This is a genomic window from Methanosarcina vacuolata Z-761, from assembly GCF_000969905.1.
Taxonomy (GTDB): Archaea; Halobacteriota; Methanosarcinia; order Methanosarcinales; family Methanosarcinaceae; genus Methanosarcina; species Methanosarcina vacuolata.
Map to the genome: position 1 here is coordinate 2933526 of NZ_CP009520.1, position 18817 is coordinate 2952342.

The window sequence follows — 18817 nt, forward strand, 5'->3', positions numbered from 1 at the left end:
ATGATTTACAATGAAGGATTTAATGATTCGCCCCGAACGCTGTATGGGCTGCCGCTCATGTGAGACTGCATGTGCCGTTGCACATTCCGAGAGCAAAAGCCTCTTTTCGGCTATAGGAGAAAAGCCGGCTCCGAAAAAACGCATCAATCTGGAGCCTGTCCCTGACCTTGGAGTTTCTCTTCCCATTACCTGTCGTCACTGTAAGGAGGCTCCCTGTGTTTCGGTTTGCCCTACAAAAGCTATCTATCAGGATGAAAACGCCAGCATGGTAAGCTATGACCCGAATCGTTGCGTAGACTGCTGGATCTGTTCTACGGTATGTTCACGTTTTACTCCTCTCTATCATATGATTCTTGTTATGGGCTGCTGGACCAGTTCCATGAATCACAATCGTAAGGTAATCAGCAGGCAAGCTGAAGCAGGGATAAAATGTGACCTTTGCGAGGGTAGAGATATGCCTGCCTGCGTTGAAGCCTGCCCTACACATGCCCTTATTTTCACAGAGGCGAACGAGGTTTAAAAGAAAAGTTACCTTAGCTGAACTGCCGTAGAACTTGCAAGTAAATAGAATCGTGATGGCGCATTCTCGGTTTCAAGCAATATTCCTATCTGCGCCATCGCTTCTTTCCTGAATGATACTTTATAAAGGATTATGTCATATCAACAACCATAACTTCAAAAGAAAATGGGGAGTCAGGTATGACTAACAGTTTTTACAGGAAGATAATGGTTGCAACCGACGGTTCGGAATCTGTTAGAAAAGCGGTCGAAACAGCAGTCGAAATCGCAAAAATAAGCGGTGCAAAGCTATATGCTGTGTACGTGATTGCTTCGGAAAGGTTTTCGATAACCTATCCAAAGGACATTGGATGGGAAAGGGCCATTTTTGAATACTTCAAGGCTGAAGGCAAGGAGGCTACGGCTTATGTCGAAAACTCCGGGAAAGCTGCAAATGTCGAGGTTGAGTCCGTAATCCTGCAAGGAATTCCTGCAAATGAGCTTGTCAATTTTGCAGAAAGAAGCGACATTGACCTTATTGTCATGGGCACGCTAGGAAGGACCAGAATTGAGAGGTTCTTGCTCGGGAGCGTGGCAGAAAATGTGGTAAGGCATTCAAAAAAACCGGTACTCGTCGTAAGGGGAGAAATTGCTTAAAAGGTCAAATAAACATAAAAAGGTCAAATAAAAAAATAAGATAAAAAAATAAGATAAAAAAATAAGATAAAAAAATAAGATAAAAAAATAAGATAAAAAAATAAGATAAAAAAATAAGATAAAAAAATAAGATAAAAAATAAGATAAAAAAAATCAGATAAACATAAAAATTAGCTAAATATAAATTTAAAATTTTTCATGGATAGAGTCCCAGACCTTTTCTGGATATATTTATTACTTTTCCATGGGAACAACTAATAATGATAGGCCTTTTCATCAAAGTACTTGATTTCGCGCTTCCAGTACTTGCAATGATTTTTGTGGGGCTTGTGGGTACAAGCGTACTTGTAGAACTCGGCCTGATGCAGAAATTTTCTAGGCTTGTAAGCCCTATCTTTGCCTACACTAACCTGCCCGATACCTGCGCTTCAGCTTTCCTGGTATCAATAGGGTCTACGGTAGCTGCAAATAGCATGCTTTTTCAGGCAAAAAAAGAGAATTGCCTGGAAAATCGAGAGGTCTTACTCTGTGCGATGATGAATTCTACGCCTGTTTATTTTCGGGAACTTTTCACTTACCAGATTCCGATAGTTCTGCCTGCACTTGGCCTTATGGTAGGGGGATTTTATTCTATTGTATTCGTAGTCACAGCATTATTCAAAATCCTGGTAATTGCAATTGCAAGCAAACTGTTCCTTAAAGGCAACTCCTGCAGAATCCCTGAACTGCAAAACAGGGAGAAAATCTCCTTGAAAAGTGCGATTATCCGGGCTTTCAGGAAAGAGTTCAGGATTTTTTTAAAAATTGCAGGAGTTTACGTTATTGCAACTACCATTATTTTTGTACTTCAGGAACAGGGCTTTTTCGAAATTTTCAGTGTGCTCCCCCTTGCTGAATTTTTTAAAATTCCTCCTGTGTCCATTGTCCCGCTGACAAGCTATGTGGCTAGCCCAATCCTGGGAATCTCACTTCTGGGCCCTATGATTCACTCAGGAGAAATTACAAACATACAGGCAATGATTGTGCTCATGCTTGGCAGTATGTTCATGCTCCCTATTTTTGCACTTCGAAGCCAGCTTCCAGGAAAAATAGCGATTTTCGGGACTCAATTGGGCTTTCAGATTGTCATATACTCAATGGCAATAAGCGTGTTTGTAAGGCTCGCAATCCTTCTAGTACTTTTAAGTATCGCTCCATAGTTCAGAGGCTATCAGTGGGAGCTAGCGGCGCAAGAGCGTAGCAATACGGAAGCTATCGGTGTAGGGGCAGTGGTACAGAAGATAGCAGTGAGGAAATTGTCAGGAGGAAATTTCTCTCAAGGTCTGTGACCAAGAATTGAACAGGGAGTTCTAACAGAAAAGATATTAAAAAAATAACTAAAAATTACTTGTATAAACTTAAGAAAGATATAAAAAATATGTTTGTGAACGGGGTTTTTTGGAGGAGGTTAAAATATGTTGGATATAATTATTGTCAATAACAATTGAGTTGAGCTTACCCGTTCACCATCCCTCAGTGAGGGTTAAGCTATATATAAGTGTTCTGGTGCGCAAAACGAGAATTCCTTTTTGTGCCATAATTGTAGGGAATAAATTCAACTTCAAGGGCTTTTTGTCCTTATATAGCTAATAAACGGAATTAATACAGTAAAACAATATTAATACAATAAAATCAATATTAAAACAATACTATTTTTTCTGTTGTATATCAGGGTTAAGGTAATCTTAATTAGTAAATAATAAAACTTAACGAAAAAGTAATTTATATATGACTCTATATATCAGTATTGGGAGATGTATTTTCCCGGCAATTGTGAGTAAATATAGAAATGTTTGCACAAGAGAGATTTTCCACGGATGTAATAGAAAGCTCCAGAATAAGAGTTTGTGCAATGTAGTGTAAAAATATAATTCTAATAATTGTAATGTAAAAATTGTAATGTAAAAATTGTAATGTAAAAATTGTAATGTAAAAATTGTAATGTAAAAATTGTAACGTAAAAATTGTAACGTAAAAATTGTAACGTAAAAATTGTAATGTAAAAATTGTAATGTAAAGATTGTAATGTAAAAATTCGTAGTATTAAAATTGGGGGATTTTATTTTGGAAGGCAAAAGTTACGACAAGATAATGATTGCAACTGACGGTTCGAAACAGGTAGAAAAGGCAGTCGAGGCAGCAGTTCAGCTTGCTATGTTTACTGGAGCAAGACTCTACGCCGTATACGTAATTGCCTCAGCGGGCTATACTCCGAGAAATTTCGGGTGGGAGGAGTCTCTGAGAGAAATTCTCAATGCTGAAGCGAAAAAAGCCGTTACTTTTGTTGAAGAGGCGGGAAAAACTTTGGGGGTTAAGGTCGAACCTGTAATTCTTGAAGGGCATCCTGCAAACAGAATTATGGAATTTGCAGAACAGGAAGACATGGACCTTATAGTTATGGGCTCGCTTGGAAGAACCGGGCTTGACAGGTTCCTGCTTGGGAGCATAGCTGAAAATGTAGTAAGGCATTCAAAAACACCTGTAATGGTCGTAAAAGGCGAAGCCGAAAAAGAAAATTGAAAAATGATAAGAGCCAGAAATTTTCATTTGTTTTAGGGCGGCTATCCCACCCTAAACAGGTTGTCCGACAATAACCTTCGGTAATTAACCTTTGGTAATAAGAGTTTTCTGTTCAATTAATATATTACTTATTTTATATTGATTCTTTGATATTATTTGTGGTATTCATCAAATCTTCAAAAAATCAAGTATTGAATTTACCTCCAGATATCCGAGATCTTATTCCTTCAGATCACATTTCTATTTGGTTGAGTCTTTTATAGATGAGATGGATTTTAGTTAATTTTAAAAGGTCTAATGGTTCTGGACATTCTTCATGTCATCCATGTATAATCAAAATTTTGCTTCAATCCGTGCAAGATTTTGCTTCAATCCATGCTTGAGATGGGATGTCGGTAACCCTCTGCGCTCCTGATGTAATTAAATTTCATGCGTCTTTGGAATAGGCCAAAATTTAAGGCCGGCTTCTAACAAAATCGATAGCTTTCAAGCAAGAAAATTCCTTAACCGATGACCAATAAATTAAATTTTTAGTTCTTCCCGATCATTACTTGTGGTATATTACTCGTGGTATTTTTGAAGCATAAGTGGCCAATTTTTGCAGTCTTTCGCAAATTTTAAGTCTGCATAATATTCCGAAACGGGAATAAGTGGCGGAATTAAATAGATTGATGCTCCACAACATTGGTCGTAGCCATTTCCGAGATGTGATTCTGCAATAATGAATTTTTTCGAATTCGGTTCGAATTCAGTGATAACTTTTTGTATCGCCTGATTTAGATTATCGTCCTGAATTAAACCTGATAATACCTTGCAGAAATGAGACACATCCCATAGAGAGTAGGTGCAAAAGCTCTTTGATTTGTTTTGAGCATTCTGCATATTATTAATTACATCAGGCATCTTATCGATCAATTCTTTAGCCAGCAAATCTAAACTCTTTGTGGCATCTTTAACTCTTGAAAGGTCGAAAGCCGACTGAGTCACATTAGATCGGCCCCATTTTTTGTAAGTTTCTGTATAAACCCTCACGATCTCACAACAAATATCTGGCGTTGAAATCTCCGGGGTTTTGGACAGAATGTCAAGTATGGCTTCGTATGGCCACCCTTCATTAGGCTCATTTGCCTCAGATGCAACAATATATTTTACGTATGGTGCTGCTTGATAGGCCACCTCTAAGTTACTCATAAGGCAAGCATCCATGCCCAGAATATCCAATGGTTGTCCAATCATTTCTTTTGCATAAGCAAGAACTTTGCCTAGCTCTATTGTGTCTAGAGAATGGCCTGATCCATCATCGATACAGATCTCTCTCAATTCCGGTAAGTCCAAATTAAGGATATTACTAATAGTCGTATTGAATAAGGTTCTCTTTAATTCTGAAGCTGATAAAAAATTCGCTTCACGTACATTCCAATTCCTGGTTCTCTCATATCTAGCGAGCCTGTCAAAATCACCAGGCTTCCACCCACCACCATGATTCCACAAAATCAATGCGTAGCGCTCGGCTGGATAATGTTTACAAGACCAGGCTATGAAATTCTCGAGGACAAGCGGATCTCCAGAGTCGGTTTTTCCTAAACATTCAACCTTCTCATTGATACCCCCGCGTTGAACATAAAAACGCCTGGTGCCTTCAATACCCGCATTATCAAATTGGACTAAAACATTAACTTCAGGGCTCGAGCCGACTTGCCTCATCTCTTTTAGATCTTCATCACCAGCCGTTGATAAATTATTATCGCCGGCCATATAAACCATGTACGTCCATTTGGCTTTCGTTTCCATTATCTTCACCTTTTTATTTAAAAGCTAATCTAAAAACTCAAAAATATTTCTTCGGATCAAGTACTCTGTCTTCGAATCAAGTAATCTGAGTGATCAAAGTTAAAATTCGAAAAATAATCCCCCACTTAATTCCCCACTCAAAACAACACAGAGCCGTATTTTACTGATTGTATTTTTTACCTGTAAAAGTGATGTTTTTTAATAGTTATTATATATAATTAAGAACATATAATTATTAGAGAATCTGTATTTAGGACTTATAGTCACAATTGCATGTAACCTATATTGGCAGGCAGATATTAAAATGTGAAAATTAATTGTTAATGATGTTTTTGAAACTATAGCTGTATCTCACATGTTCATGAGATCACATATGTCCCAACCATGGGTTCATATAAAAGTGGACTTGTGGTATTGACATGTTAGAAACAAGTTAGTTATATGGCAAAACAGATTCGAAAGGAGATGCACCGAAAATACAAAGTACTTGCCGAAAGCAGGATCTAAATAATAAAAAAGATCTCATGTAAAATAATTTTTATTAAAACCCTGGAGTAATAGTAATCAACCTTAGTAATCAACCTTAGTAATCAACCTTAGTAATCAACCTATCAATTCTTGAAAAAAGAGAAGGCTCTTTACGAGCCCTTAACCTATAACACTCATATCCGAAACCCGGATAGAAGGTGTAATTATTCCTCCAACTTTCCTGACATCAAAGCCTGCTCCTGAGATCTGCTTCAAGAGTTCGAAAGCATTGCCCGAAATCATGAGGGATTTTATAGGCTTATCGAGTGCTCCGTCTTTAATTGTGAAAGCATTTCTGGCTTCTACGGAGAAATCTCCTGAAATTGAGTTTGCCGTGTGGGCGCCGATTACTGTGTTTACGAAGACCCCGGACTGCGTATCAGCAATAACATCCGTCTGAGGATAATCAAGAATAACGTTCCTGAGTCCTACTGAAGGGGGGCTTGTATAAGAAGACCTGGAGCTGTTCCCTGTACTCCTTACGCCTGCTTTTCCTGCAGTATAACTGTCATAGAGGTAAGTCTCAAGCACACCTTTCCCGATCACGGTAGTGCGCTGCGAAGGAACACCTTCGTCATCCGAAGCCGATGTTTCAATTCCAGCTTCAATGAGCCCGTCATCGTAAATACTAAGTTCAGGCACCGCCAGCTCTTCTCCGACTTTGTCTATCAAGCCTGACCTTCCCTTCTGGACATTATCCGCGTCAAGTGAAGGAGCAAGCGCTTCTTCAATAATGTCTGAAATAGCAAACGGATGGAAAATCACATCAGTTTTTTGCGGTTCGATCTTTATTCCGCTATTAGACTTCAGGGCAAGATCGGCTGCATTCTTTCCTATGGAAAAGAAATCAATATCCAGTGAACGAGAAATCCCAAAGTCATAGGCTGTTGAAGCCTGCCCATTAACAGTAATGACATCCACAAAGCCGGAAACTGCTGTTGATTCCTCTTCGATTTCTATGCCATTAGTGTTCAGGATAAGTTGCTTGCCCTTTGACCGGGTAAAGCCTCCTGATGTTGGAAGCGTGCCTGGGACTTCTTTTGTGCCTTCAATAAGTGCCAGGGCATACTCAATACAGGATTCAAGTTCCAGAGTCTCGACTTTTTTATCAAAGATACCCGAGACAGTAGGATATTTCCCGTTAGAAGGAAGACTTACCCAATCAGGGTCGCTTTCTCTGACCCTGGCTTCGGCAACTGCGACCTCGACGGCATCCTCTATTTGTGCTGCCGAATTCGTGCTGGCAAAGCCAACGGCTCCGTTTACTATAGCACGGATTCCTATGCCTTCCGAAAAACGGTCTTTAGCGTTTTCAAGGGCATCTTTTCTAAAGTTCACACCAGTTGAGTGGTTTGCAGCGTAATAGATTTCAGCTTCTTCAGCCCCTGCTTTTTCCGCAAGCCTGAGGGCTTTTCTTGCAAGCTCGTACATCTTCAGGCACCTCCCACAAGGGCTTTTGAGATTGCAAGATGAGGAGAACCATCTGATACGGGTACAAGCTGCCCGGCTTTTCCGCATCTGCCTGCAGTCATTTTAAGGTCGTTACCCACAAGGGCCACATGGTTGAGAATCTCAAGAGTTTTGCCTGAGAGAGAAACGTCACGTATGAGTTCTGTGAGTTCTCCGTTCTTTATCAGGTACCCTTTTTCGGCATTGAACTGGAAAATCCCTTCTCCGGTATTTACCTGTCCTCCTCTTGAGCCTATGAGGTACATCCCGTCTTTTACTTCTTCAAGCATCTCTTCAAACCTGGCATCCCCGTTGTCTATGAAGGTATTGCTCATCCTGACAACGGGCATTGAATAGCCCTGAGCCCTGCAGTTCCCTGGAGTTCCCCCAAGTTTCGCTGCAGTTTCCCGGGAATGAAGATATGAATTAAAAACCCCGTTCTTGATTATTTCTGTCCTTTTTGATTGTGCCCCTTCGGCATCAAAAGGATAGTATCCGAACTCATGTAGGGTAGGGTCATCGATAATCGTAACAAGGGGAGATGCAATCTGTTCTCCGATCCGGTTTTCAAGGATGGAGTCCCCTTCGAGGACAAGATCGGCTTCAGATGCATGCCCCACGGCTTCATGGGCAAAAACACCAGCCAGTTCCTGGTCAAGGATCACAGGCATTTCTCCACCTTTAGGGGTTTTTGCTTTGAGAAGTTCAATTGCGGAATTTCCTGCCTTGCCAGCAAGTTCCAGAACATTTTCTTTCTTGAAAAGCTCATACCCGTAACCAAAGCGGCTCTCTCTGCCTGCCTGGTATACTCCGTTTTCCGAAGCAACTGCCGAAACCGCAAAACCGACGTTCATAAGCTCATAAGCACCTTCAATTCCATCGGAACTCCTGTATTCGACTTTAAACTCGGATTCCAGGTACATTACCTTGGTACTGTTGATGCCCTTTACTTTTGCATGGGTTTCTATGCTTTTTAAAAGATCGACTTTTTCCTCAATAGGAACATTCCTTGGGTCGATTCTGACCTCAGGGAGATTCTTTACTTCCGGAGGATTTATGGTTGCGAGTTCCACGTCTTCCCTGGGGGTATGTGCGTTCATAGAAAAAGCAAGTTTTGAGGCCGCCGCTACGCCCTGTTTAAGGTCGACTTCCCCTTCCACAGATGTATAGCCCCAGGAACCACCACAGAGAGCCCTTACACCGGCCCCCCGTGTAAAGTTTCTGGATAGTTCCTCGATCTTTCCGTTATCCAGAATAATTGAGGTGGAACTGCCCTCAATTACCCTGCAGTCATAAAATTTAATATCCTGCATAATAGTCATAATCAGTTCCTGCACCCGAAAAGGTTCTTAGCCTGCACGGAAGCGGGTGAAACCTCAGGAATATCGAAGCTGAGCTTTGTAATGTTTCGCAATTTTTCGATAATTGAGTTCTTTTTCGGACCTACAAGGCTGTGTTCCATTACCTCCGCAATAGAGGAGACAGGAATAATCTGGATTTTGTCCTTGTACGCCTTTTCGATAAGGACATCTGCCTCGTTTGCTTTGGGGATAATTACTTTCTTAATCCCGGCCCGGGCTGCAGCCTCAATTTTATAGGTAACTCCACCTACAGGCAGGACATCTCCCCTGACTGAAAGGGAACCTGTCATTGCCACGGTCTGGTCTACAGGAATCTTCTCAATGGCAGATATGACAGCTGTTGCAATGGAAACTGATGCACTGTCTCCTTCAACACCTTCGTAGGTCCCTACAAACTGGATATGGACATCATGTCTGGATATATCCGTACCTGTCATGTTCTTAATAACGGCAGAGACATTTAGTACTGCTTCCTTCGCAATCGTCTTAAGCTTACCTGTTGCTATAATACGCCCTTCGGCTCCGGAAAGTGCCGGGGTGACTTCGGATACTATGGGAAGTACAATTCCTGAATCTCCACCCATGACTGCAAGCCCGTTGACTCTGCCCACAGCAGAACCTTTTCTAAGGAAGGATTCGTAATCTTTGCGGTTTTCCAGATAACTATCTGCAAGCTGCTGTTCAATAGATCTTGCAATTCTTTTTGCTGCAAGTACGTGCTCAGCGGTTGTTAATGGAGCGCCTTCGGAATGGGCAATGTCTCCTGCCACGCGTACAAGTCCACCAAGGTCACGAAGCTTCAGGGTAAGGTGCCCTTTCCTGCCTGCCCGCCTTCTGGCTTCCCGAATTACTTCTTCCACTGCACCTTCGTCAAAGTGAGGGATGTGCCCGTCCCGAACAACTTCCTGGGCAACGAAACGGACCATTTTCTTCCGGTTCTCAGGAGTATCTTCCATAGAATCCTGCATGTAAACTTCGTAGCCGTAACCTTTTATTCTTGACCTGAGCGCAGGGTGCATCTTCTGCACAGCGTCGAGGTTTCCTGCAGACACCATAATAAAGTCACAGGGTACTGGCTCGGTCTTGACAAGAGCTCCTGAACTTCTCTCGGACTGTCCGGTAATCGGGTATTCCTTTTCCTGGAGTGCAGTCAGGAGACTCTGCTGGGATTCCAGCCTGAGAGTGTTGATTTCGTCAATAAAGAGCACACCCTTGTGGGCCTTGTGGATATCTCCGGCTTCTACTCTGTCATGAGCAGGGGTTTCAAGCCCACCGGACTGGAATGGATCGTGCCTCACATCTCCAAGCAGAGCTCCTGCGTGGGCTCCGGTTGCATCGATATAAGGTGCATGCTCTTTGTCATAGTTTGAAACCGCCAGTTTCGGGATCATCATTTCTTCTTTAGGCAAGAACTGGCGGGTTAGCATGAGAATCATAATACCTGCAATAATGCCCCAGAGTAATTGACCAACAAAATAAGAATAGATGATAATGCCCACAACAAAAAGCATCATGAGCATATTTCTGGCCTGAGCTTTCTTCCTGGCCTCCATCTTGTGAGCCATGACGATTTCTCTGCCCTTTCCGGCAGGAACTTCCCTTATTTTAGGATTGTTAAGGTCTTCCATGTTAGGATATACAAGGATATCCTTTAGCTCTTCTTTAGGGAGAAGTTCTGCCATTGCTTTCGCAAGCAGAGATTTCCCTGTTCCTGGGGTCCCTATCATCATAATGTGCCGTCTCTGACCAGCCGCTTTTTTTACGACTTCGACGGCATGTTCCTGACCCAGCACCTGGTCGATAAGAAGTTTGGGTACATCTATATTAGAAGTATTTTCAAAAGAAAAACCGATATCAACATATTCATAATCGTCCTGATCGGACTCAGACTCGGCCTTTACTTGATTGGATTCAGGCCCGGTCATACCCCCACCGGACTCCTCCTTCTTCTGATCGGCCTTAGACGTGTCTACATCCTGAACGGGCTTGCTGATGTTTTCAGCGGGTTCGTCCATCTTCCCCGAAGACTCGTCTATGTTCTGATTATTATTATACACCATGGTTAGCTCACATATTCGAACGTTATTCAATAGACGTTACTGATCGATATATATACTTGACGTTATCGAAAAAATAAATGCTTTTAGTGATAAAATGATTGGCAAAAGGAGATGCCACAATAACGAGTTCCTCAAGTTACTGTGACCCCTCCATCTTTCTGCTAATTATATTAACTTACTGCATATATAATTAACCTGCCAGTATATCTCCCATTTATAGAAATGTTTTGTTATATAGAATTAATAGGACCTTTTTGTTGTTATATCATTTGCTAGATTTTTTTGTTTGGCTATAAAATGTAATGAAAAATTAATTCTCAAATCATTTAGATAATTTCAACTCTTTTATGCTATCCCCCCTATATATACATTGAGCATTATTCGCTAATTCATACTAGAGTTACTTAAGAGCTGATTCATAACTGGTTTAGATCATTTCAGATCAGTTCAGACCGTTCAGGTCAGTTCAGGTCAGTTCAGATCAGTTCAGATCAGTTCACATAATTTCAGATCATTTCAGATCATTTAAGATCATTTCAGATCGTTTCATATCAGTTCACATAATTTCAGATCATTTCAGATCAATTAAGCCCATTTCAAACCAGTTAAGACAATTTCAGATTATTTCAGATCATTTCAGATCAGTTAAGATTTTTTGGGTCAGTTTAGGTCAGTTCAGATCAGTTCAGATCAGTTCAGACCAGTTCAGATCAGTGCAAGGTCAGTACAGACAATCTCAGATTAATTCAGACCGATTCAGGCCAGTTCAGATCATTTAAAACCAGTTATATCAGTTTAAGCCAGTTTAGGCCAGTTAGCCCAGTGCATGTCGGTTTAGAGCTAGCTTAGAGGTATCAGGACCTAACTTTAAGCTATGTCCTGCCGGCTGTCCATAAACCGGCATCGACAGCTATTTAAAAAAACAAGGGGCATTTTTCTCTTATGTCCAGAAGCAAGGTAAGAAATATTCTCCTTCTGAAGCAAATTCACAGTGCAGTAACCCATATCAAAAAAGGCAAGCTGGATAAAGCCCTTGAAACCCTAGATAAAGCCGAAGACTCTGCAAGGAAAGCAAAAGCCACTGACGCTGTATATTACATTCTTTTTATGCGCGGAGGCATCTATTATACTGAGTCGAAATACGATGAAGCCCTCGAAACCTACGAAAAGGCCCTCGATGCAGGCTTAGAACTTCTTAAAAACGATCCTGAAAACACCAATTACCAGCACTACATGGGTACAACTCTGAGCAATACCGGAAACCTTCTCAAAAGAAAAGGCGAAAATCCGCAAGCTGCGGAATATTATGTCCGCGCCCGTGAGACCTATGAAAACCTCCTGGCAAAAGAACCTGAAAATGCAGTCTTCCGGTCTGCTGCCGGCGAGAACCTGAACAATTATGCAGCTCTCCTTACGGACATGGGTTCTTTTGAGCAAGCATGCGAAGTCCTCAGTCAGGCAATTGAGCTTTATGAAAAGCTGCTTGAAGAAAAGCCAGAAAACCTGGGCTATCAGGCTGAACTTGCAGTTGCGCTCAGCCGGCTTGGAAACTGCCTGGTCCAGCAGGGCCCGGAAAAATCCGATACTGCAAAACAGAGCCTTGAAAAAGCCCTGACTATGCAGGAAAACATCTTCAACCAGCAGCCTGAAGATGCAACTATCAAAGATGCTATTGCTTTAACCCGGGAAAGGCTTGAAAAACTGGAAACAATGAAAATACAGGAAAAGCCTGAAAGCCTGGAAAACCTGGAGAATTCGGAAAATCAGGAAAAGCAAGAAAATCTGGAAGAACAGGAAACCTTGGAGAACCCGGAAAAACTGAAACAGGAAAAGCCAGAAACTCTGGAAAACCTGGAGAATCCGGAAAATTCGGAAAAGCCGGAAAAGCTTTAACTTTGCTTTCAAAGATGACTGATTTTACGTTATCCTGCGGCTTTATCTGTGTATGCCTAATAAAAGAATAATCCTACCAATAACGATTCTATTACGATGGCAGATATTTCTCCAGATTCAGAAAAGAAAATAACGATGCTTGTTTAGTGTCCATTTCTTCCACAATAATTTTGCTTTTTTTGGATTCTTTTTCCTGAACTACTGCAATCTTAATTTCAGACAGTTTTTCAATCAGTTGTTTCATAGAAAACCCATATATCTTTGCTTCCCAGGCCAAATATCTGTAGAAAAGCAGGCCAATCATAGCCAAAAATACATGAACCCTTATATTTTCATCCTTGTGGTGATAAACTGGTCCTACAGGGACAAGTAAATGGTCGTTCAACAGCTTAAAATCGTCTTCAACAAGATTTTTACTGTTATATGTTTTCACTATCTTTTTAGTATGCCACTCCTGCTTATCCGTAAACAGAATATTCTTACCAAACGTTTTTTCACACCTTTTTTCGTTTTCCTCATCAACCCAGAACTTCAACTGAGGTTTTTTCTTACCTTCAGGAGCTGCAATTATTTCGTATTTTATGACAGTCCTGAATTTTTTCAGAATAATTTCTGAAACTTCATTTTCGACACTGCTTCTGTTTCTCTCTTTTCCTTTACTGCTTTCTAATCTTCTCTGCAGGTCTTGGAGTTGATCAATTATTTTTGATTTGTTTGTTTCATAAGTGCTTTTTTGAAGTTTGTAAGTCCCTTCATTATAGGTAATTACGGTTGTGAATTCTGTTCCGTAGAACTGATGTTTTGTCCGGCACCCAAAAATCTCGCTACCTTTTGTGTTTTTATACAAGTAATTATACCTTGAAAGTGGAACATCAAGGAGTTCCTCAGCCTGATTTGCTTTTGCGGCTCCTACAAAACTCATTTTTGAGATTACCTTTTCAATGTTATCCTTAGAGTTGTTACCTTTATCGAAAACAAGAACAAGATCTTCAGAACAGATATTTAATTCAGTCAGTCGATTTATGATTTTGTCTACAATGCCCGAAAATTCTTCCGAATCAGGAACATTTCCAGGATAAGTTTCGTGAATAAAGGGTATATTGTTTTCATTTACAGCCAGTGATACACAAATTTGATTTTTGTCTTTACGATGCTTTTTGTTATATCCTTTATGAAGCAGTTCACTTTTTTCATCATAATTAGTGGCAAAGGTAAACCAGTTTGATTCATCAACAAACATTATTGATGGAGTTAACCCCTTCTCAACAAGAACCCGACAAAGGTCGTCTTCAATCTTTTTCATCGTATCTGAATCAATGTAACTCATTTGGTTCAGGAAATTCTGGCAATTTAGTTTGTGAGGAAACTTCCACATGAAAGATATTGGGGATTTTTTGAACCAGTCTTCGATCCCGTTTTCACTTAAAATGCCGTGACTTTTCCCAATTATATCGAGTAAAAGGTATTCTCCAACACTCAATCCATCTATTAATTTTTTGTCAGTATGCTTGTTTACTATGTCAATGAATCCAAGTTCTTCATTTACATGAAGGAGTGCGGCAAGCTTGCCGTACTCAAAAGACTTAAGTTTATCATAAGGCATCGATTCACATTGTTTTTTCATTTCAAGTATTTTTTCTGCACTACCCAGATAAATCTGAAAAACAGTCTTTACCTTTCCGTTAACCCTGGCAGCTTCTACAATGTACCAGTAAGGTTTGCCTTTGATAAGTTTCTTTCTCAAAAATACCATACTCTTTAATTAGGATCAACATTTATAAATACTTTTCCAATTAAATCGTTAGTATTAGACCTTTTAAAGTGAATTTAGTAGTTAGGATCAACAAATTAAAGAGAAATGAAAAGGCATCTGATAGTGGTTTTGAGGAGAAATCCAAGCAAAAATCGCACTTCTTTGAAAGTAAAGTTTAAGGATTTTATCTCAAATGCGCCGACAGCGTCATAGAGAGCTGAGTCATAGAGGAAAGCGTAATAGAGCCTGTAATCTCTTAAAGCTCGCAACAGCCCGAACACTTTAATTTTTAAAGGTTATCCTTTGAAAACAGCAGCATGTGTACATAAAGCAAAATCAGCAGTCCTGCAACGACCCCTGAGAGGAACTGGAAAGTAAAGTACGAGTAAACAACCAGCCCAAGCACGAAGAGAGTAACAAGAATGTTTGCAAGCCGGACTTTCTTCCTCATCTGGGGATCTTGAGGAGTTCCTGCTTCTTTTTCATCCAGGGAACACTCCCTTAAGTAACTCCTTTCCCTTTTTATTAGGAAATAAAGCCTCAGAATGAGAACATCAATAACTATGCCCCAGAGAAGCTGTCCGATATAAAAGGTATAAAAGAGGATAGCTGCGAGAAAAATACTCACAAGCAGCAGGTATATCTTTTCTTTTTTTCTAAACTCAGGAATCTCGATTCTACCCTCCCCCCGAATCTCGATCTTATTCTTATTTCATTTATCTGTACACATTATTTACCTTTTCCCTGTGTGCTAAGAATAAGAAGCAAAACACCTCTTATTCTCACACTTTTTGCTACAACTCCATAGTAAAAAAACAAAATGTTTAAACCATCCTGAATTTATTCTTTTATTATGTCAGAGAGTTTGAGAGATTCAGCAGAAAGACAATTTCAAAAGACTTTATCTTTAATGCAAGAAGGCAAATTAGAAGAAGCTTTAAAAGAACTTGAACAAGCCGAAGAAACCGCAAAGTTTCTCTTAAAAGATCCCAAAAACGAATTTTTTCAGTCAAACTTCCAGAAGAGCTTTGACGATGTTTTCACTCTTGGGTATAACTTACATAAAATAGGACGTTTCTCTCAAGCGCAAAATTTCTACGAACTATCTCTATTGATCTCTCAAAAACTCCTCAATAACGATCCCGAAAATATAGCTTACCAATCTTACGTAGGAGGGACACTAAACAATTTAGGAAACTTGCTTTCTGATATGGGACGCATTGAAGAGGCAAAACAAAGGTATGAAAAAGCACTCGAAATGAGGCAAAAACTACTCAAAAACGGCCCCGAAAACGTATCTTACCAATCTTACGTAGGAAAGACACTAAACAATTTGGGAAACTTGCTTAAAAATATGGGGCTCGTTGAAGAGGCGAAACAAAGGTACGAAAAAGCACTCATAATCTATGAAAAACTACTCGAAAGCGACTCCGAAAACGTATCTTACCAGTCTTACGTAGGAATGATACTAAATAATTTAGGTACCTTGCTTTCTGAGATGGGGTTCATTGAAGAGGCAAAACAAAGGTATGAAAAAACACTCGAGATCTATGAAAAACTACCCGAAAACGTATCTTACCAATCTTATGTAGGAACGACACTAAACAATTTAGGAAACTTGCTTTCTGATATTGGGCTCATTGAAGAGGCGAAACAAAGGTACGAAAAAGCACTCAAAATGAGGCAAAAACTCCTCAATAACGACCCCAAAAACATAGCTTACCAATCAGATGTAGCAATGACACTAAACAATTTAGGAAACTTGCTTAAAAATATGGGGCTCGTTGAAGAGGCGAAACAAAGGTACGAAGAAGCACTCGAAATCTATGAAAAACTACTCGAAAGCGACCCCGAAAACGTATCTTACCAATTTTACATAGGAGGGACACTGAGCAATTCAGGTGCCTTGCTTTCTAATATGGGATTCATTGAAGAGGCGAAACAAAGGTACGAAAAAGCACTCGAAATTTACACCGAACCTATGCAATACCTGACGATAGGTAGAAAGACCCATTCGATAATGAAACTTATTGAGTTAAATACAGAACAGGCAAAAAAAGACAATCAATATGATCAGATGAGATGCCTGAAAGAAGCAGTCGAGCTGTGCAAAAAATATCAGGATTTTTTTATTAAATATGAGCTGAAGCACGAAAGAGAACTGGTTACTGGGGCAGGGCTGAGTGCATATATTGACTTTCTGCTCAAGAACATCAGAGCTGAGCCCAATACAGGAAAACGTGCAGGTGAATATAAAAAAGCTATAAAAGCAGTTGAAGAGCTAAAATCTGTTGAAGAAGACGAGGCTGTTTCAAAACTATGTGATTCGACCTCATATTACCTTTCTGGAAGAAAACTTGTAAATGAAGCACTTTCTTCAAAGCAACCTAATCTGGAGCTGCTCAATCAGGCAATAGAACAGTTTAAAAAAGCAACTGAAACTTATGAAAAAGCAAACGTTTGCTATTGCGTCTATACCGGGCTGTTTGAAATTCTAACGGAAATTGAAAAATCTAAAGAAGTTGATGTGCCAAGATTAAAGAATGTTGTAGAGGAGGTTACCAGAACTCTGTCTGATGATGATAATCCAAGCATCTGCGCTTCATTTATGGACCTCCCACAGATTTTTGAAGAAAAAGATTGTAAAACTAGGGATAAACTTCTTTTTGATTTCTTGGAAAAAATTAATTCAATTGAATATCGGCCTCTTGAAAACCTTTTTGAGTATATTCACAGGAGAACAAAGGACTATTTTGAAGAGCCTTTCAACCCTATCAAGCTGATCTACGAAAATTGGAAACTCAAAGTTATCTTTGATGACCCTGAAAAAGTAAAAAGCAAGTTAACAATCAAAGCAGGAAACAGAACGCTTTTTAACAAATTCCTTACCTCCGAAGAAAAAGAAAACAATTCTCTTGAAATTGATTATCTTGAAAAAAAATATTTCCCGGAAGGAAAAGACGAAATTACTTTCAGCGTAAGAGGGCAGAAAAAACCAGTCATAAAGTCAATTGATTATTTTGAGAGCATACAAGGAAATAAGAAAATTCGGATATTACAACATGACTGCTGCAATAACTCTTTTGAAGGTTCTAATTTACGAATTGCGGCTGTGCAATTGAAATATCATGCTTATGAAGAAGATTCCATTGTGAAACTTACGGCTGATGAAGCTTATTACAGGAAAATAATGGCAATTCTTGAAGCTGTGAAGGAAAAAGCTGACATTTTGGTATTCCCTGAGTTTTCTATACCTTTTGAATATCTCGAAGATATACAGCAATATGCCGATGAAAATGGGGTTATTGTCGTTGCAGGCAGCCACTATGTTCAGGAAAAGAACCTTGAGAAGTATGGAAAACTGTTCATCCGCGAGTTTAGAGAAGAAGATTTAAGGAAAAATATCTCTCCTATTGTGATTCCTGATTCTAAAATCATACACAATGAAAAAGCGCTGGCAGCAAGGGATGAAAGAGGATGCGGTTTTGAGGAAGGTATGGAAGCAGGTGAAGTGAACCACATTCTCAAACTTAGAGAAGACCTTAGAGTGGGGGTTATGATCTGTTATGAGTATGTGACTGATGATTTGAGAAAGCGTTTGATACGTGCCTGCGACGTAATCCTTGTGCCTCAGACAAATCCATCTCCAAAGATATTTTATAGAAAAGCAAACAGTGAGCTCAATATCCAGCTTTGTGCTGGAAACCGGGCACACGTTATGGTAAATGGAATCTATACCTGGGGAAAGGATAAAACAACAATACATGGAGGGTCTACTGGAGTTGTTTTAACACTTGACAAGCACTCGTACTCAAAACTTGGGGAGAATGAAACCGTCATAGAGCCAGTTGACGGCGTAATGGAACAATTTGTATATATAATGTCAATAAATACGGATTTTAATACATCAAGGGATACTCAGACAGGGCAGGAGCCAATAACCTTAAAGCTCATCCACATTTTTGAAGAAGCTGAAATTCCCGATAAATTAAAAGAAAAAGGCAGGGAATTTGTGGAAATAATTAACAGAATAAACTCCTGTAATGATCATAATGCATTGAAATGCATGCTTATAAAAGAAAGGGGAAGTATTGAGAAAAAAACAGATGATGTTGAAACGTCCCTAATAAAACAATTCTCTCCTTTAACAAACAAACATATTCAGAATCTTGATGAACGTAAAATTGAAGAATTAAAAGAAAAATGCCTTTTTCTTGTTATCCCTAATAATTAAAATCAATCTCAGAACTAATAATGTGCAGGCTTCG

At 39.8% G+C, this 18817-nt stretch carries 12 protein-coding genes and 1 pseudogene; 7 read left to right on the plus strand and 6 right to left on the minus strand.

Annotated elements, in window-relative coordinates:
- The first annotated feature begins 10 nt into the window (after positions 1-10).
- From MSVAZ_RS12130 to MSVAZ_RS20435, 5 genes and pseudogenes are all read left to right on the plus strand, one after another.
- A complete protein-coding gene (locus MSVAZ_RS12130; RefSeq protein WP_048121315.1) occupies positions 11-520 on the plus strand; it encodes a 4Fe-4S dicluster domain-containing protein in 510 nt (169 codons plus the stop codon).
- Positions 521-699: 179 nt separating this feature from the next.
- On the plus strand, positions 700-1155 hold the full coding sequence (locus MSVAZ_RS12135) for a universal stress protein (RefSeq protein ID WP_048121317.1): 456 nt from the start codon (positions 700-702) through the stop codon (positions 1153-1155).
- 260 nt (positions 1156-1415) lie between these two features.
- The gene (locus MSVAZ_RS12140; RefSeq protein WP_048121319.1) at positions 1416-2354 is read left to right on the plus strand and encodes a nucleoside recognition domain-containing protein; all 939 of its coding nucleotides are present in this window, start codon (positions 1416-1418) and stop codon (positions 2352-2354) included.
- A gap of 904 nt (positions 2355-3258) precedes the next feature.
- Positions 3259-3714 (plus strand): universal stress protein, encoded by a 456-nt coding sequence (locus MSVAZ_RS12145; RefSeq protein ID WP_082091127.1) that lies wholly within the window; start codon positions 3259-3261, stop codon positions 3712-3714.
- Between the two features lie 158 nt (positions 3715-3872).
- A pseudogene (locus MSVAZ_RS20435) lies at positions 3873-4076 on the plus strand (IS1182-like element ISMac20 family transposase); the annotation flags it as partial.
- Positions 4077-4275: 199 nt separating this feature from the next.
- Here the strand turns inward: MSVAZ_RS20435 and MSVAZ_RS12150 are convergent.
- From MSVAZ_RS12150 to lonB, 4 genes are all read right to left on the minus strand, one after another.
- Positions 4276-5505 carry a clostripain-related cysteine peptidase gene (locus MSVAZ_RS12150; RefSeq protein WP_048121321.1) on the minus strand — a complete coding sequence of 410 codons (1230 nt, stop codon included), beginning with the start codon at positions 5503-5505 and terminating at the stop codon, positions 4276-4278.
- A gap of 648 nt (positions 5506-6153) precedes the next feature.
- Positions 6154-7464 (minus strand): TldD/PmbA family protein, encoded by a 1311-nt coding sequence (locus MSVAZ_RS12155; RefSeq protein WP_048121323.1) that lies wholly within the window; start codon positions 7462-7464, stop codon positions 6154-6156.
- Positions 7465-7466: 2 nt separating this feature from the next.
- Entirely contained in the window at positions 7467-8795 is a 1329-nt protein-coding gene (locus tag MSVAZ_RS12160; protein ID WP_198146841.1) for a TldD/PmbA family protein, read from the minus strand.
- A gap of 11 nt (positions 8796-8806) precedes the next feature.
- A complete protein-coding gene (gene lonB, locus MSVAZ_RS12165) occupies positions 8807-10903 on the minus strand; it encodes an ATP-dependent protease LonB (protein WP_048121328.1) in 2097 nt (698 codons plus the stop codon).
- Positions 10904-11845: 942 nt separating this feature from the next.
- Here lonB and MSVAZ_RS12170 point away from each other — a divergent pair.
- A complete protein-coding gene (locus MSVAZ_RS12170; RefSeq protein WP_048121330.1) occupies positions 11846-12796 on the plus strand; it encodes a tetratricopeptide repeat protein in 951 nt (316 codons plus the stop codon).
- Between the two features lie 91 nt (positions 12797-12887).
- Here MSVAZ_RS12170 and MSVAZ_RS12175 read toward each other — a convergent pair whose 3' ends face one another.
- Together MSVAZ_RS12175 and MSVAZ_RS12180 are read right to left on the minus strand one after the other, a co-directional pair.
- The gene (locus MSVAZ_RS12175) at positions 12888-14549 is read right to left on the minus strand and encodes an IS1634 family transposase (RefSeq protein WP_048120006.1); all 1662 of its coding nucleotides are present in this window, start codon (positions 14547-14549) and stop codon (positions 12888-12890) included.
- A gap of 289 nt (positions 14550-14838) precedes the next feature.
- Positions 14839-15177: a hypothetical protein gene (locus MSVAZ_RS12180; protein ID WP_048121332.1), complete on the minus strand. Its 339-nt coding sequence runs from the start codon at positions 15175-15177 to the stop codon at positions 14839-14841.
- Positions 15178-15402: 225 nt separating this feature from the next.
- On the opposite strand from MSVAZ_RS12180, the gene MSVAZ_RS18920 reads away from it, so the two are divergent.
- On the plus strand, positions 15403-18783 hold the full coding sequence (locus tag MSVAZ_RS18920; RefSeq protein ID WP_084626137.1) for a tetratricopeptide repeat protein: 3381 nt from the start codon (positions 15403-15405) through the stop codon (positions 18781-18783).
- The last annotated feature ends 34 nt before the right edge of the window (positions 18784-18817 follow it).

Excerpts from the sequence above, each read along its gene's own strand:
- MSVAZ_RS12130 (WP_048121315.1), top strand. The coding sequence starts at position 11 with ATGAAGGATTTAATGATTCGCCCCGAACGCTGTATGGGCTGCCGCTCA.
- MSVAZ_RS12135 (WP_048121317.1), top strand. The coding sequence starts at position 700 with ATGACTAACAGTTTTTACAGGAAGATAATGGTTGCAACCGACGGTTCG.
- MSVAZ_RS12140 (WP_048121319.1), top strand. The coding sequence starts at position 1,416 with ATGATAGGCCTTTTCATCAAAGTACTTGATTTCGCGCTTCCAGTACTT.
- MSVAZ_RS12150 (WP_048121321.1), bottom strand. The coding sequence starts at position 5,505 with ATGGAAACGAAAGCCAAATGGACGTACATGGTTTATATGGCCGGCGAT.
- MSVAZ_RS12155 (WP_048121323.1), bottom strand. The coding sequence starts at position 7,464 with ATGTACGAGCTTGCAAGAAAAGCCCTCAGGCTTGCGGAAAAAGCAGGG.
- MSVAZ_RS12160 (WP_198146841.1), bottom strand. The coding sequence starts at position 8,795 with ATGCAGGATATTAAATTTTATGACTGCAGGGTAATTGAGGGCAGTTCC.
- lonB (WP_048121328.1), bottom strand. The coding sequence starts at position 10,903 with ATGGTGTATAATAATAATCAGAACATAGACGAGTCTTCGGGGAAGATG.
- MSVAZ_RS12170 (WP_048121330.1), top strand. The coding sequence starts at position 11,846 with ATGTCCAGAAGCAAGGTAAGAAATATTCTCCTTCTGAAGCAAATTCAC.
- MSVAZ_RS12175 (WP_048120006.1), bottom strand. The coding sequence starts at position 14,549 with ATGGTATTTTTGAGAAAGAAACTTATCAAAGGCAAACCTTACTGGTAC.
- MSVAZ_RS18920 (WP_084626137.1), top strand. The coding sequence starts at position 15,403 with ATGTCAGAGAGTTTGAGAGATTCAGCAGAAAGACAATTTCAAAAGACT.